Genomic DNA, 15,592 nt, shown 5'->3' with positions numbered 1-15,592 from the left:
TATAACCGTCAGGCCCCGCATCGGGTGCGGGGCAGCGCGGGCTATCCGTAATGCGCCACCGGTGTGCCCGCCAGTGCCGACATGTTCAAAAGCCCCCGCGCGGTGATGGACGGGGTGACGATATGGGCGCGGTTGCCCATGCCCATCAATGTCGGCCCGACCTCAAGCCCCATGCCACGCACCTTCAGGATGTTGCGCACGCCCGAAGCCGCATCGGTATTGGCAAAGATCAGCACATTCGCGGCGCCTTCAAACCGGGCATCGGGGAAGATACGGGCACGCAATTCGGGGTCAAGGGCGGCATCGATGTGCATCTCGCCCTCGTATTCGAAATCGCGCGGGGTTGCGTCCAGTATTTCCAGCGCCCCGCGCATCCGTGTGCCGGTATCGCAGTTCAGATTGCCGAATTGTGAATAGGAACACAGCGCGATTTTTGGCGCGATGCCAAAGCGGCGCACATGGCGGGCGGCGGCAATCGCCGTTTCGGCGATTTGCTGTGGCGTGGGTTCGGGGTTTACATGGGTGTCGGCAATGAACAGCGGCCCGTCCTCGAGGATCATTAATGACAGTGCACCGATCGGGTGCAGCCCGTCGGTGCCCAGAATTTCGTTCACATATTTCAGGTGCCACAGATATTGCCCGAAGGTGCCGCAAATCAGGCTTTCGGCATCACCACGATGCACCATAATCGCGCCAATCGCTGTCAGGTTGGTGCGCATGATCGCCTTGGCCAGATCGGGCGTGATGCCGCGCCGCGCCATGATTTTGTGATAGCTGCCCCAGTAATCGCGATAGCGGGGGTCGTCCTGCGGGTTGACCAGCTCATAGTCCTTGCCGGCCTCCATCTGCAAACCGGCCTCTTTGCAGCGGTATTCGATCACCTCGGGGCGGCCGATCAGGATCGGTTTGTCGGTGGTTTCGTCCAGCATGGCGCGGGCGGCGCGCAGCACGCGTTCGTCCTCGCCCTCGGCAAAAACAATGCGGCGGGTGGCGGTGCGGGCGGCCTCGAACACGGGGCGCATGATCAGCGCGGATTTAAAGACCGAACTGTCCAGTTTTTCCTTATAGGCCTCCAGATCCGTAACCGGTTTGGTTGCCACGCCGGTTTCGGTTGCCGCCTGCACCACGGCGCTGGCGACCACGCCCATCAGGCGCGGGTCAAACGGTTTGGGGATCAGATAATCTGGGCCGAATGTCATCTGTTCGCCCTTATAGGCCTCGGCGGCTTCGGCGGATGTGGTGGCACGGGCAAGGGCGGCGATGCCCTTGATGCAGGCCAGTTGCATTTCGTCGTTGATCTCGGTTGCGCCCGCGTCCAGTGCGCCGCGAAAGATGAAGGGGAAACACAGCACATTGTTGACCTGATTGGGAAAATCCGACCGGCCGGTGGCGATGATGGCATCCGGCGCAACGCTGCGCACCTCGTTTGGCATGATTTCCGGTGTCGGGTTGGCCAAGGCGAAAACGATCGGTTTATCCGCCATTTTCGCCACCATTTCCGGTTTCAACACCCCGGGGCCGGACAGGCCAAGAAACAGGTCAGCGCCGTCGATTACCTGATCCAGTGTGCGCAGACCGCTGTCTTGCGCATAGCTTTCCTTTTGCGGTGTCATTTCCTCGGTCCGGCCCTTGTAGACCAGCCCCGCAATGTCGCACAGCCAGACGTTTTCGCGCTTCACGCCCAGCTTCAGCAGCATGTTCAGACAGGCAATTCCCGCAGCGCCGCCGCCGGTGGACACCACCTTGATATCCTCGAACCGTTTGCCGGTTACGTGCAGCGCATTGGTGGCCGCCGCCCCGACCACAATCGCGGTGCCGTGCTGGTCATCGTGAAACACCGGAATATTCATCCGTTCGCGACAGATTTTTTCGACAATGAAGCAATCCGGCGCCTTGATGTCTTCAAGGTTGATCGCCCCGAAGGTTGGCTCCAGCGCGCAGACGATATCGGCCAGCCGTTCGGGGTCGGATTCGTTTACCTCGATATCGAAACAGTCGATATTGGCGAATTTCTTGAACAGGACGGCCTTGCCTTCCATCACCGGCTTACTGGCCAGCGCGCCGATGTTGCCCAGCCCAAGAACGGCGGTGCCATTGGTGACCACGGCCACCAGATTGCCCTTGGCGGTAAAGCGGTTGGCGGTGGCGGGATTGTCCTTGATATCCAGACAGGCCTCGGCCACGCCGGGGGAATAGGCCAGCGCCAGATCCTGTCCGTTGGCCATCGGTTTGGTCGCGCGGATTTCCAGTTTGCCGGGTTTCGGGTGCTCGTGATAGTCCAGTGCATCCTGACGCAAGCGGGTTTTCTGGGTGTCTGTCACGGTGCGAATCCTTCTGGTGAAAAACAAGTTTAACGTTAAACTAGTTTTATTCCCCCTGAAATACCAGCGGTTTTACATGGTTGCAACTGTGTGTTCCGGCTTTCGTTAGCGGGATAATTTGTCGCCCTGTCCGGTTGCCCTTGCATCCCGCTGCTGTCGGGCGCAAAATCCGGCTAAACGTAAAGGATACCCCATGTCATTGCTAACAGCCGCCACAAAGGTGCGTGAAAACGCCTATGCCCCTTATTCCAATTTCAAAGTGGGGGCGGCGGTTCGCGCGGGATCGGGCAAGGTCTATGTGGGCTGTAACGTCGAAAACGTGGCCTACCCCGAAGGCACCTGCGCTGAGGCAGGTGCGATTGCGGCGATGGTGGCGGCGGGGGAAGCCGAACTGATCGAGGCATTGGTGATTGCCGACAGCCCCTTGCCGGTGTCACCCTGTGGCGGGTGCCGTCAGAAGCTGGCCGAATTCGGCGCGCCGGATGTGAAGGTAACCATGACCACGCTTGCCCAAAACACGTCTGAAATGACGCTGGGTGAACTGCTGCCCGGTGCCTTTACGCAGAAACATATGGAAGGGGAATACTGATGGATGCCCGCACGGTTCTAACGCATCTGCGTGACAAGAAGCATTTGAGCGATGAGGAAATCATATGGTTTGCCAATGGGTTGGCCACGGGTGATGTGACAGATGCACAGGCAGGCGCCTTTGCGATGGGCGCTTTGCTGAACGGGCTGAGCGAGCCTGAAAAGGTGATGCTGACACTGGCCATGCGTGACAGTGGTGATGTGTTGCAATGGGACATGCCCGGCCCCGTGGTGGACAAACATTCGACTGGCGGGGTGGGCGATACGGTATCCCTGCCGCTGGCCCCTGCACTGGCGGCCTGCGGGGCCTATGTGCCGATGATCTCGGGGCGGGGGCTGGGCCATACCGGCGGCACGCTGGACAAACTCGAGGCGATACCGGGCTACCGGACCGATATTGCGGTTGCGGAAATGCGCAAGATCGTTGGCGATGTGGGCTGTGCGATAGTCAGTGCTTCGGGCCGGATCGCGCCTGCGGACAAGCGGCTTTATGCGGTGCGCGATGTGACCGGAACGGTCGAGAGCATTGATCTGATCACGGCCTCGATCCTGTCGAAAAAGCTGGCGGCGGGGCTGGAAAATCTGGTGCTGGATGTCAAGGTCGGCAGCGGCGCCTTTATGAAAACAGCCGATGACGCGCGTGCCTTGGCGCAGTCTCTGGTGAAAACCGCGAACGGGGCGGGGTGCAACACAAGTGCCCTGATCACGGACATGAACCAGCCGCTGGCGGCGTCCCTTGGCAATGCGCTGGAAGTGATGGAGGCGATGGACCTGCTGACCGTGGGCCACGCGGAAACGCCGATGGCGCAAGTCACGGTGGCGCTGGGGGGCGAGGTTCTGGTGCTGGCCGGGCTGGCAAAGGATCGCGAAGCAGGGGATGCGATGATCCGCGAGGTTCTGGTGAACGGGCGCGCGGCGGAAATATTCGGCGCGATGGTGGCGGCGCAGGGCGGGCCAGCCGATTTCACCGACAACTGGCGCGACCGCCTGCCATCGGCCCCCGTGGTGCGCGATGTGTTCGCAGTGCAAAAGGGCCGCGTGCTGGAGATTAACGGCGAGGCCTTGGGGCTGGCCGTGGTGCATCTGGGCGGCGGGCGTCTGGTGGACGGGGCGGCGATCGACCCCTCGGTCGGCCTGTCCCGCGTGGTGCGGCTGGGCGAGGTGGTGGATGAATACACCCCGCTTGCCATCATCCATGCGGCCAACCCCGCAGCTTCTGAGCAGGCAGCGCAGGCGGTGCGGGCCGCCATCACGGTGGGCGAGGGCGAAGTCACGCCGCTGCCCCTGGTACATGAAAGGATCGCGTAACATGGCACGGGCATTTCTGGTGGTAATGGACAGCGTCGGCTGTGGTGGCGCACAGGACGCGGACAAGTTTTTCAACGGCGATGTGCCGGATACCGGCGCCAACACGCTGGCCCACATCGCGCAGGCCTGCGCTGATGGCAAAGCCGAAGAGGGGCGCAGCGGACCGTTGCACATGCCCAATCTGGCGGGTCTGGGGCTGGGGGCGGCGGTCAAGCTGGCCTCGGGTGACGAGGCGCCGGGGCTGATGGCCAAACCGGTCGGCCTGTGGGGTGCGGCCAGCGAGGTGTCGATGGGCAAGGACACGCCCTCGGGCCATTGGGAGCTGGCGGGTGTGCCGGTGCCCTGGGACTGGACCTATTTCCCCGACACAAAACCGACCTTTCCCGATGATCTGACACAGGCCGCAGCCAGGGCGGCGGGGACCGATGGGATTTTGGGCAACTGCCATGCCTCGGGCACCGCAATTATCGAGGAGTTGGGCGAGGAACACATGCGCACGGGCTGGCCGATCTGCTATACTTCGGCCGACAGCGTGTTCCAGATCGCCGCGCACGAGGAAACCTTCGGTCTGCAACGGCTGTATGACATGTGCGAGGAACTGGCCCCCGTGCTGCACGGTATGAACGTCGGGCGGGTGATTGCGCGCCCCTTTATCGGCACCAAGGAGCAGGGTTTTACCCGCACCACCAACCGCCATGATTACGCGATGGAACCGCCATCGCCCACCTTGTGCGACTGGGTGCATGATGCAGGGCGGCATGTCTATGCCATCGGCAAAATCGGCGACATCTTCTCGCGGCGCGGGATTGACGAGGTGCGCAAAGGGGCGGACAAGGATCTGATGGGGCATCTGCTGGATCTGGCGGATCAGGCCGTGGATGGCTCACTGACCTTCGCCAATTTCGTGGAATTCGACAGCCTGTTCGGGCACCGGCGCGATGTGTCGGGCTATGCCCGCGCGCTGGAGTGGTTCGATTCCTGCCTGCCGGAATTCTTTGCAAAGCTGGGCAAGGACGACATGGTGATTTTCACCGCTGACCACGGCAATGATCCCACATGGGTTGGCGGCGATCACACCCGCGAGCGGGTGCCGGTGATCGGCTATGGGTTGGGCGAAAAGGAAATCGGGTTGCGCGGGTTTGTCGATGTGGGGGCCAGTGTTGCCGCCCATCTGGGCGTGCCGCCGGCGCAGGGAACAGGGAAAAGTTTTCTATGAATTTGAATGCACTGCCGAAAATCGAACTACACACCCATCTGGAAGGCGCGGCCCCGCCGGAATTTATCCGGCGGCTGGCGCAGGAAAAACATGTGGACCTGAGCGGGGTTTTCGATGACGAGGGAAACTATGCCTTTGATAATTTCCTGCATTTCCTGAAGGTATACGAGGCCGCAACCGCCGTGTTGCAAACGCCCGAGGATTATCACCGCCTGACACTGGCCATGCTGGAAAAATCCGCGGACAACGGGGTGATCTACACCGAAACCTTTGTCTCGCCGGATTTTTGCGGCGGCGGCGATCTGGGTGCGTGGAAGGAATATGTACACGCGATGCAGGACGCCAGCGATATGGCCGAAAAAACCCACGGGATTGTGCTGAAGGGTATCGTCACACCGATCCGGCATTTCGAGGTGGGCAAGGCCAAAGAGGTTGCCCGTTGTGCGGTGGAAACATTCGGTGACTGGGTTGTCGGTTTCGGCATTGGCGGCGACGAGGGTGCGGGCAAGTTTTCCGATTTCGCCTATGCCTATGACATGGCCCGCGAGGCCGGAATGCACCTGACCGCCCATGCCGGCGAATTTGCCGGTGCCCAATCGGTGCGCAGCGCGATCCGCGATTTGGGGGTTTCGCGCATCGGCCACGGGGTGCGCGCGATCGAGGATATGTCGGTGGTTGCGGAACTGGTGGAACGTGATGTGGTGCTCGAGGTCTGCCCCGGCTCCAACATTGCACTGGGGCTGTTTTCCAGTTGGGAGGAACATCCGATTGCGCGCTTGCGGGACGCTGGTGTGAAGGTCACGGTGTCCACCGATGATCCGCCTTTTTTCCACACGACGATGAATGACGAATATAACAACCTTGCGCGGGCTTTCGCTTGGGGCGAAGATGTGTTCAAAGAGATCAACACAACCGCCGCCAAGGCTGCCTTTTGCAATGACACCACCCGCAAGACGCTGCTGGAAAAATTGGAGTAACCCATGAGCGAACATCTGACCGTCGTATCCCACCCCCTCGTTTTGCATAAACTGTCGTTAATGCGGGAGAAAACCACATCAACTGCGGTGTTTCGCCAGTTGCTGCGCGAGATCAGTGTGCTGTTGGCCTATGAGGTCACCCGCGAATTGGACATGACCACCAAGCGGATCGAAACCCCGATTCAGGAAATGGACGCGCCGGTTCTGGCGGGCAAGAAACTGGCGCTGATTTCGATCCTGCGCGCCGGTAACGGGCTGCTGGACGGGGTGCATGACCTGATCCCCTCGGCCCGCGTGGGTTTTGTCGGTCTGTATCGCGACGAGGAAACCCTGCAACCGGTGCAGTATTATTTCAAGGTGCCGACCGAGCTGGATGAACGTCTGGTGATCGCGGTGGACCCGATGCTGGCCACCGGCAATTCCTCGGTCGCGGCGATTGATCTGTTGAAAGAGGCGGGCGCAACCAACATCCGTTTCCTGTGTCTGCTGGCCGCCCCCGAAGGCATCGCGCGGATGAAAGAGGCGCACCCCGATGTGCCGATCGTCACCGCCGCGGTGGATGAAAAGCTGAACGAACAGGGGTATATCGTGCCCGGTCTGGGTGATGCCGGTGACCGGATGTTCGGCACCAAATAAAGCGTTTCGACTTTTCATTGGATCTGTGAAACATGCCCTGCCAGCGAGGCAGCGACTGCGCAGCAATGGCGTTCGTTGGCAGGGCATGTTCCAAACTCAAGTCGAAACGCTATAGGCCTATTCGCTACAGATATTCTGCAAGGCGACCCATTCACCGTCCGACAGGACGGGGGTGGGCGCTGTGGTGATAAAGGGGTCGGCCTCGATCAGTTCTATCGTGGTTTCACCCGTGGGATCCTCGGCATAGGCATAGGGCGAGGAGCGCAGGCTGGCGGACTGGAATTCGCCTAACAGTATCTGGGCATCCAGCGGGGTTTGCGGGGCTGTCAGCAATTCTTCGGCATAATCATCCAGCACCGCGTCCGGTATTTCACCTGTGGTCAGCAGGCCGAATGTGGCCCGCACACCGGCGCTGCGCAGCAGGGGTTCCATCGGGTCGGTCAACTGGCTGCGCAACTGTTCGGCCAGAAAATATCCGGCGAGCACATCCGGTTCCTCGTAATCCTCGACCAAGGCGCGGTTCAACAGGATGAACCCGCCCGGCAGATGGGTTGCCTTGGGCATACCTGCGGGCAGCACCAGCAGTTTGACCTCTTGATCCCCCGACAGCCGTTCCTCAAGCATAGCCAGCGCACGGTTGCCATTGGTGGTGCTACAGGGCTGGCCGGCGATGCGCTTGATCTTGGTGGCAAGGGTTTGGCCGATTTCATAGCGCTTGACCTCGGGCACGACCGACAGGGTGTGGCGCAGCAGGGCACCGGGCAGCCAAAAGAAGGCCAGCGCGGCCACCATGGCAAAAGACCCCGCCAACAGCCACCAGCGCAGGCGTCTGGGGTGGGGGCGGTGGCGTTCGATCTCGGCGCAGATTTCCTCGATTGCGCCGATCATGGTGTCGTCTTCGATTTCCAGCGTTTCGGTGATGTCGTCCTCGTCCGGACTATAGACCGCGGGGCGCTGTTTCGGGTTCAGCCGGTGGATCGCGTGCAGCGACCAATGCGCCAGTGCGGTGTTGTTCATATCGGACAGAACGATGGTGGCATTGCCAAAGGAAACCACCACCTCGCGCCGCTGGGCATCGGGGGTTTCACGCCACAGGCCGGTTGTTTCCAGCCGCTCGTATTTGGACAATGCGGTCATACTATGGGTGGGCCTGCTCGGGTGCCTCGTTATCAATTGCGGCAATGATAGCGCAAAGAGGGGCGGTTTGCCAATGCGGGTTGTGGGGTGGGGGAAGGCTCGAAGCTTTTTGCGATGGAAAAGGCGGGGGCGGGGTGAACCCCGCCTTACAGTTTCTTCGCCATTTCGCGTAGTTCGAATTTCTGGATCTTGCCCGTGGCGGTTTTGGGAAGCTCCATGAACACCACCTGTTTGGGGGTTTTGAAACCGGCCAGATGGCTGCGCACGAATTTGATGATTTCATCCTCGGTGGCTGTTGCCCCCTCTTTCAATTCAACAAAGGCGCAAGGCACCTCGCCCCATTTGTCGTCGGGCTTGGCGACCACGGCACACAGGCTGACCGCGTCGTGGTGCATGATCGTGCCCTCGACCTCGACCGAGGATATATTCTCGCCGCCGGAAATGATGATGTCCTTGGCCCGATCCGAGATCAGGAAATAGGTGTCGGGGTGCTGCACCGCGATGTCACCCGAGTGGAAATAGCCACCGGCGAACGCCTCGGCCGTGGCTTGCGGATTCTTCAGATACCCTTTCATCACCGCATTGCCGCGCAGCATGATTTCGCCCTGTGTTGCCCCGTCCATCGGGATCTGGCCCATGTTTTCATCCATCACCGTGACATCATCCATCATCGGGCTGGCCACGCCCTGCCGCGCCTTGATGGCGATTTTGTCGTCCTCGGGCAGGGTGCCCCATTCGACCTCGTTCCAGTAACATTCGGTGACGTGGCCATAGGTTTCGGTCAGCCCGTAAACATGCATCACGTCAAAGCCGCAGGTCTCGATTTTCTTCAGGATGGCGGGGGCGGGGGGCGCGCCGGCGGTCAGCACGCTGACGCGGTGATCGAATGGCAGGCGGTCCTCGTCGGGTGCATTGACGATCATGTTCAGCACGATCGGCGCGCCGCCGAAATGGGTAACCTTTTCAACGCTGACCGCGTGATAGATCGCTTTGGGCGTGACATCGCGCAGGCAGACAACCGTGCCGCCGATCACCGGCATCATCCAAGTGTGGCACCAACCGTTGCAATGGAACAGCGGCACGATGGCCAGATAGCGCGGGTGCAGCACCATTTGCCAACTGATCACCATGCCCATCGTCTGCAAATAGGCGCCGCGGTGGTGATAGACCACGCCCTTGGGCCGACCGGTGGTGCCCGAGGTATAGTTCAGCGCGATGCTTTCCCATTCGTCCTGCGGCATCACCCAGTCAAACGCGGGGTCGCCCTTGGCCAGAATATCCTCGTATTCCATATGGCGCCCGCTGGCGGGGTGGCCGGCCTGCGGGTCGGCGACTTCGATGATGACGGGGCCTTGGCCCTCCATTGCCGCGATTGCGGCTTCGGCCAGCGGCAGGAAGGCGGTATCGGCCAGCACGAATTTCGCCCCACCGTGGTCAAAGATATAGGCCACCGTGTCCACATCCAGCCGAATGTTGATGGTGTTCAGAATGGCCCCCGTGGCTGGAATGGCGAAATGGGCTTCGGCCTGTGCGGGGATGTTGGGCAGCAGGGTGGCCACCACATCGCCCGATTGCAGACCCATGTCGGTCAGCGCCGAGGCAACACGGCTGATCCGGTCATGGTACTGCCGGTAGGTCAGGCGGATATCGCCGTAAACCAGCGCCTCGTGATTGGGGTAAACACGCGCGGCGCGGCGCAGGTGGGACAGCGGGGTCAGCGGCACAAAATTCGCCGCGCATTTGTCCAGTCCGGTTTCGTCAGCCAGCCATCCCATCGTTTTCCCTCCCGTTACGATATGATCCGCGAATAATGCGGTTGCGGGCGCAAATTGCAAAGGATTTCCGCGCAGGCCGGCCATTTTCCCGCTGTGCAAAATAGCCGGATCGGGTAACCATATCGCATGATCATTTCGCACGGGCGCAAATATATCTTTGTCCACATCCCCAAAACCGGCGGCACCGCACTGTCACTGGCGTTGGAAGGGCGGGTGAAAAAGAATGATATCCTGATCGGCGACACCCCCAAAGCGGTGCAACGCCGCCGCCGTCTGAAAGGGGTGCAAACCAGCGGGCGGTTGTGGAAACATTCGCGGCTGGCGGATATTTACGGGCTGGTGACACAGGACCAGATCGAGGAGTATTTTACCTTCACTCTGGTGCGTAACCCTTGGGACCGGCTGGTCAGCTATTACCATTGGCTGCGGGGCCAGACATTTGACCATCCGGCGGTGGGTCTGGCGCAGCGGCTGGATTTCAGCGGGTTTCTGAATGACGAACATACGCGACGGACGGTGCGCACGGGGTCGTACCGTCAATTCATGTATGACAAGGCGGGGATGGAGCGCTGTGATCTGTATATCCGGCTGGAACATCTACAGCAGGATCTGGCCCCGTTAGAGCAGCATCTGGGGTTTTCACTGGGGTGGATACCTGTGGTGAACAGCTCCAGCCGGGATGCGGATTACCGACGCTATTACAGTGATGCCGACGCCCGCATGGTGGCCGAAATCTGTGCCGGGGATATTGCGCGGTTCGGCTATGTGTTCTGAAAACCCTTTGCCCGAACGTGCCCCTCCCCCTTTTCCATAGGGGAAGGGCTGTTTTCTGTTCATGCAGGCCCGTTTCAGGCTGCCTTGGCATCCTTGCCAAACCGCCCGTAAAAGGTCTCGCCCTTGTCGGCCATTTCGCGCAGCAGGTCGGGTGTGCTGAACCGCTCGCCGTAGGTTTCGGTCAGGTGGTCGCAAATCTCGACGGCTTTGGCTTCGCCGATCATATCAAGCCAGCTGAACGGCCCGCCCGACCAAGGCGCAAAGCCCCAGCCGAGGATCGCGCCGACGTCGCCTTCGCGGATGTCCTCAAGCACGCCTTCATCCAGCGCGCGCACGGCTTCCAGCACTTGCGCCATCAGCAAACGGTGTTGCACCTCGTGCACGTCCGGCTGCACGTCCGCCAGCGGGTACTTCGCCGCCAGACCGTCCCACAGCCCCTGCCGCTTGCCCTTTTCGTCATAGGCATAGAAACCGGCCTTGGTTTTGCGGCCCAAACGGCCCTCGTCGGCCATCCAGAACAGCACCTCGTCCACCGCGCCATCGGGATAGGCATCGCCCATCGCGGCGCGGGTGGCTTTGGCGATTTTCACGCCCAGATCAATCGAGGTTTCATCGACCAGTTGCAGCGGTCCCAGCGGCATCCCGACCAGTTTGGCGGCGTTTTCCACCAGCGCGGGCGCGACGCCCTCTTTGACCATGCGGATGCCCTCGTTGATGTAGGGGATGATGCAGCGGTTGGCATAGAAGAAGCGCGCGTCATTGACCACGATCGGGGTTTTGCGGATCTGGCGCACGAAATCCAGCGCCTTGGCCACGGCCACATCACCGGTTTCCTTGCCCTTGATGATCTCGACCAGCAGCATCTTTTCAACCGGCGAAAAGAAGTGGATGCCGATGTATTGCTCGGGCCGTTTGGAGGCCTTGGCCAGCTCGCTGATTGGCAGGGTCGAGGTGTTGGTGGCAAAGATGCAACCCTCGCCTACCACCGCTTCGACCTTGGCGGTGACTTCGGCCTTGATCTTGGGGTCTTCGAACACCGCCTCGACAATCAGGTCACAGCCCTTCAGCGCCGCATAGTCGGTGGTGGCGGTGATCAGGTTCAGCGCCGCTTCTTTCTTTTCCGGCGTGGCCTTTTTGCGGGCGATTCCCTTGTCCATATAGGTGGCGGTGTAATCCTTGCCGCGGTCGGCGGCGGCCTGATCCTGATCGATCAGCACCACTTTGATTCCGGCCATGGCGGAAACCAGCGTGATACCGGCACCCATCATGCCTGCACCCAATACGCCCAGCTTTTTCACCTGTTGCGGCGGCACATCGGGGCGGTTGGCGCCTTTTTCCAGCGCTTCCTTGTTGATGAACAGGCTGCGGATCATGGCGGACGAGGACGGGTTCATCATCACATTGGTGAACCAGCGCGCCTCGATTTTGATTGCGGTGTCAAAGGGCACCAGCGCCCCTTCGTAAACAGCCGACAGCAGCGCCTTGGCGGCGGGGTAGACGCCCCAAGTGTTGCCGTTCACCATGGCCGAAGCACCAACGAAGGTCATGAAGCCGGCAGGGTGGTAAGGCGCGCCGCCGGGCATTTTATAGCCCTTGGCATCCCACGGTTTCAGGATATCGGCATCCTTGGCACTCAAAACCCATTCCCTGGCTTTGGCCAGCAATTCGTCGGCTGGAACCACCTCGTCAATCACGCCGGCCATTTTGGCGGCTTTGGGGTTGTTCAGCTTGCCTTGCAGCAACAGCGGGCTTGCGGCCATCGCGCCCATCTTGCGCACAAGGCGCGTGGTGCCGCCCATGCCGGGGAAAATACCGACCTGGATTTCCGGCAGGCCGATTTTGGCCTTGGGGTTGTCGGCGGCAAAGATGCGGTGGCAGGACAGCGGCAGTTCAAGGCCGATCCCAAGTGCTGTGCCGGGCAGGGCAGCGGCAATCGGTTTGCCGCCCTTGTTGGTTTTCGGATCCATCCCTGCGCGCTCGATCTTGCGCAGGATGGCGTGCATCTGCATCAGACCGTCAAACAGCCCCTGCGCGGGGTTTTCGCCTGCGTCGTCCTTCATCTTGGCGATGATGTTCAGATCCATGCCGCCGGCAAAGGAACCTTCCTTGCCGGATGTGATAACCACGCCTTTGACGGCATCATCGGCCAGCGCCTTGTCGATCAGACCGTCAAGATCCTGAAAGGCCTGAATGCTCATCACATTCATGGATTTGCCTTTGGTGTCCCATGTGATGGTGGCGATGCCATCTGCGTCTACTGAATAGGAAAAATCGCTCATTTGGTTTCGTCCTCTTGATAAGGTGTGCCGTCTTTGTGGCTGAACTGGCGCTCACCGTTTCGACGTGTGTAGTGAAGATCAATATCGGGGTAATGGCAGGTGTCACTGTCGGCCCGCGTGCCGATGATCAGGTAATAGGCAGGCGCATCGCTGCGGTTGATCAGGTGGTGGGCATTACTGTCGCCCGCCTTCCAGCCCGCTGCCATGCCTTCGGTCAGTATGTGTTCGCCGTCGTCCTCGACCAGCACCACTTCGCCGCTCAGCACATACAGGAACTCGTCCTCGTTTTCATGCCAGTGGCGTTGCGATGACATGCCGCTGGGCAACAGCTTTTCGATGTTCACACCGAACTGGGTCAGCCCTGCGGCCTCGCCCAGTGCGGCGGCCTCGTACAGATCGCAACCCTTGTCGTGGGGCGGCGGATAGCCGATGCTTTCACTGCCCTTGACCAGCGGCAGTTCGTTGATCTTGATCACAGGCATCAGACGCGCTCGATGATGGTGGCAACGCCCATGCCGGACGCAATACAAAGCGTGGCCATGCCGACTTCTTTGTCCTGACGTTCCAGTTCGTCCAGCACGGTGCCAACGATCATCGCGCCTGTTGCGCCCAGCGGGTGACCCATCGCAATGGCGCCGCCGTTGACGTTGACGATTGCCGGGTCCACGTCAAAAGCCTGCATAAAGCGCAACACTACGGCGGCAAAGGCCTCGTTCACCTCGAACAGATCAATGTCGCTGATTTTCATGCCGTTGTCGTGCAGGATTTTTTCGGTCACCGGTACGGGGCCGGTCAGCATGATGGTGGGTTCGGTGCCGATCTTGGCGTTGGCGCGGATGCGGGCGCGGGGTTTCAACCCGTGCTTTTCGCCGAATTCCTTGTTGCCGATCAACAGCGCGGCCGAACCGTCAACGATGCCCGAGGAATTGCCCGCGTGGTGGATGTGGTTCAGACGTTCCAGATGCGGGTATTTCATGATCGCAACCTTGTCAAAGCCGGGCATGACCTCGCCCATATCCTTGAAGCTCGCCTTCAGTGCACCCAGTGCCTCGGTGGTGGTGCCAGGACGCATGTATTCGTCATGGTCCAGAATAGGCAGGCCGTTCTGATCCACAATCGGGATGATGGATTTGGCGAACCGGTTGTCATCCCAAGCGGCCTTGGCGCGGATCTGGCTTTCCACCGCCAGCGCGTCGGCCTGTTCACGGGTAAAGCCGTATTCGGTGGCGATCAGATCGGCAGAAATGCCCTGCGGCACGAAATAGGTGGACATGGCGACACTGGGATCAACCGCAATCGCCGCCCCGTCGCTGCCCATCGGCACGCGCCCCATCATTTCAATACCGCCGGCGATATAGGCCTCGCCGGCGCCGCCCTTGATCTGGTTGGCGGCAAGGTTCACGGCCTCCATGCCCGAGGCGCAGAAACGGTTGATGGCAAGGCCGGGGATCGACTGGTCCAGTTCCGAGGCCAGAACGGCAGTGCGGGCAAGGCAGCCGCCCTGTTCCATGACCTGCGTGACGTTGCCCCAGATCACATCCTCGACCGCGTGACCATCCAGATTGTTGCGGTTTTTGATCGCGTTCAGGATTTGCGCGGACAGGCGAACGGCGGTGACTTCATGCAGCGCACCATCCTTGCGGCCCTTGCCACGGGGGGATCGGACGGCGTCATAGATATAGGCTTCGGTCATGTGGTTTTTCCTTCTTGGCTTGCGCGGTCAGCGGGGCTGCCGGGCATCAGATCATAAGGGTGTTTCCAGCCGGGCGTGTCGCTGATGCGGCTTAGCCAGGCGTCGATGTGGGGCCAGTCCTTGCGCTCGAACCCGAAAGGTTCGGGGTAATAAAGGTAGCTGCAACAGGACAGATCGGCGATGGTCAGATGATTGGCGGCGACCCAGTCGCGGTTTTGCAGATGCTGGTTCAGGGTTTTGTAGGCCGCGTTCAGGCGGGCTTGGGTGAAGGGGATCACGCCCTGTGGCTGTTTGTCTTTGGGCAGGAAATGGATCAGGAACCGCGTCATGCCGGCGGGCGAGGACAGTTTGTGATTGTCCCACAGCGTCCAGCGCAGAATTTCGCGGCGTTCCTCGGGTGTGGCGACGCCCAGTTTGCCAGATTTCTCCACCACATAATCTTGAATGACACCGGACTGGGCCAAAACCAGATCGCCATCGACCATCACGGGCGCTTCGCCCATTTCATTCAGGGCGCGGAATTCGGGGCTACGGGTTTCGCCGTTGAAAAAGTCCACATAGACCGGTTCCCAGCCCAGACCGGATAATTCCAGTGCCAGCGCCGCCTTGTAGGAATTGCCGCTTTCGCCAAAACAGTAAAGCCGGATTGTCATATTGCTGCCCCCGTTGTTTGCCCTACCGGCCCAAGCGGGGGTTTCACCCCCGCACCCCCAAGGTATTTGCAGCAAGAAGAAGGGGGGCGGTAAGAATATATTAAGGTTAATGCTTCAGATAGATGCGTGCGGTACAGGCTGAGGAGCCGATGACCGCGCAAGGAGAAGGCCCCGCGACGCCCCGCCAGATGTGCCGGCCGAAGCGGGGTCAATCCGTTTGCCCCTTCTTCTTGCC

The 15,592-nt window shown here is 60.5% G+C and carries 13 protein-coding genes; 6 read left to right on the top strand and 7 right to left on the bottom strand.

Going from position 1 to position 15,592, the window contains the following annotated elements; genetic code table 11:
- Positions 1 to 41: 41 nt before the first annotated feature.
- Entirely contained in the window at positions 42 to 2,321 is a 2,280-nt protein-coding gene (locus tag BAR1_RS12775; protein WP_118943372.1) for an NADP-dependent malic enzyme, read from the bottom strand.
- 193 nt (positions 2,322 to 2,514) lie between these two features.
- Between BAR1_RS12775 and BAR1_RS12770 the strand changes: the two genes are divergently transcribed.
- The 5 genes from BAR1_RS12770 to upp are packed head-to-tail and all read left to right on the top strand — an operon-like array spanning position 2,515 to position 7,046.
- A complete protein-coding gene (locus tag BAR1_RS12770; RefSeq protein ID WP_118943371.1) occupies positions 2,515 to 2,910 on the top strand; it encodes a cytidine deaminase in 396 nt (131 codons plus the stop codon).
- Positions 2,910 to 4,217 (top strand): thymidine phosphorylase, encoded by a 1,308-nt coding sequence (locus BAR1_RS12765; RefSeq protein ID WP_118943370.1) that lies wholly within the window; start codon positions 2,910 to 2,912, stop codon positions 4,215 to 4,217. The genes BAR1_RS12770 and BAR1_RS12765 overlap by 1 nt, the downstream gene beginning before the upstream one ends.
- A gap of 1 nt (position 4,218) precedes the next feature.
- Positions 4,219 to 5,433, top strand: coding sequence for a phosphopentomutase (locus BAR1_RS12760; protein ID WP_118943369.1), 1,215 nt, complete (start codon positions 4,219 to 4,221; stop codon positions 5,431 to 5,433).
- Positions 5,430 to 6,410, top strand: a complete 981-nt coding sequence (locus tag BAR1_RS12755) for an adenosine deaminase (RefSeq protein WP_118943368.1) — start codon at positions 5,430 to 5,432, stop codon at positions 6,408 to 6,410. The genes BAR1_RS12760 and BAR1_RS12755 overlap by 4 nt, the downstream gene beginning before the upstream one ends.
- Positions 6,411 to 6,413: 3 nt before the next feature.
- Positions 6,414 to 7,046, top strand: coding sequence for a uracil phosphoribosyltransferase (upp, locus tag BAR1_RS12750; protein WP_118943367.1), 633 nt, complete (start codon positions 6,414 to 6,416; stop codon positions 7,044 to 7,046).
- Positions 7,047 to 7,163: 117 nt separating this feature from the next.
- Here upp and BAR1_RS12745 read toward each other — a convergent pair whose 3' ends face one another.
- Positions 7,164 to 8,183 (bottom strand): hypothetical protein, encoded by a 1,020-nt coding sequence (locus BAR1_RS12745; protein ID WP_118943366.1) that lies wholly within the window; start codon positions 8,181 to 8,183, stop codon positions 7,164 to 7,166.
- A gap of 146 nt (positions 8,184 to 8,329) precedes the next feature.
- Positions 8,330 to 9,958, bottom strand: coding sequence for an AMP-binding protein (locus tag BAR1_RS12740; protein ID WP_118944478.1), 1,629 nt, complete (start codon positions 9,956 to 9,958; stop codon positions 8,330 to 8,332).
- Between the two features lie 126 nt (positions 9,959 to 10,084).
- Between BAR1_RS12740 and BAR1_RS12735 the strand changes: the two genes are divergently transcribed.
- Positions 10,085 to 10,732 carry a sulfotransferase family 2 domain-containing protein gene (locus BAR1_RS12735; RefSeq protein ID WP_118943365.1) on the top strand — a complete coding sequence of 216 codons (648 nt, stop codon included), beginning with the start codon at positions 10,085 to 10,087 and terminating at the stop codon, positions 10,730 to 10,732.
- 74 nt (positions 10,733 to 10,806) lie between these two features.
- On the opposite strand, the gene BAR1_RS12730 is transcribed toward BAR1_RS12735, so the two are convergent.
- The 4 genes from BAR1_RS12730 to BAR1_RS12715 are packed head-to-tail and all read right to left on the bottom strand — an operon-like array spanning position 10,807 to position 15,357.
- On the bottom strand, positions 10,807 to 13,011 hold the full coding sequence (locus BAR1_RS12730; RefSeq protein ID WP_118943364.1) for a 3-hydroxyacyl-CoA dehydrogenase NAD-binding domain-containing protein: 2,205 nt from the start codon (positions 13,009 to 13,011) through the stop codon (positions 10,807 to 10,809).
- The gene (locus BAR1_RS12725; protein ID WP_118943363.1) at positions 13,008 to 13,493 is read right to left on the bottom strand and encodes a cupin domain-containing protein; all 486 of its coding nucleotides are present in this window, start codon (positions 13,491 to 13,493) and stop codon (positions 13,008 to 13,010) included. The genes BAR1_RS12730 and BAR1_RS12725 overlap by 4 nt, the downstream gene beginning before the upstream one ends.
- On the bottom strand, positions 13,493 to 14,704 hold the full coding sequence (locus BAR1_RS12720) for an acetyl-CoA C-acetyltransferase (protein ID WP_118943362.1): 1,212 nt from the start codon (positions 14,702 to 14,704) through the stop codon (positions 13,493 to 13,495). Before BAR1_RS12720 ends, BAR1_RS12725 begins: the two co-directional genes overlap by 1 nt.
- Positions 14,701 to 15,357: a glutathione S-transferase family protein gene (locus BAR1_RS12715; RefSeq protein ID WP_118943361.1), complete on the bottom strand. Its 657-nt coding sequence runs from the start codon at positions 15,355 to 15,357 to the stop codon at positions 14,701 to 14,703. The genes BAR1_RS12720 and BAR1_RS12715 overlap by 4 nt, the downstream gene beginning before the upstream one ends.
- Positions 15,358 to 15,592: the final 235 nt, after the last annotated feature.

The organism is Profundibacter amoris (assembly GCF_003544895.1).
GTDB classification, from domain to species: Bacteria; Pseudomonadota; Alphaproteobacteria; order Rhodobacterales; family Rhodobacteraceae; genus Profundibacter; species Profundibacter amoris.
This window is presented reverse-complemented; position numbering and strand designations above follow the sequence as displayed.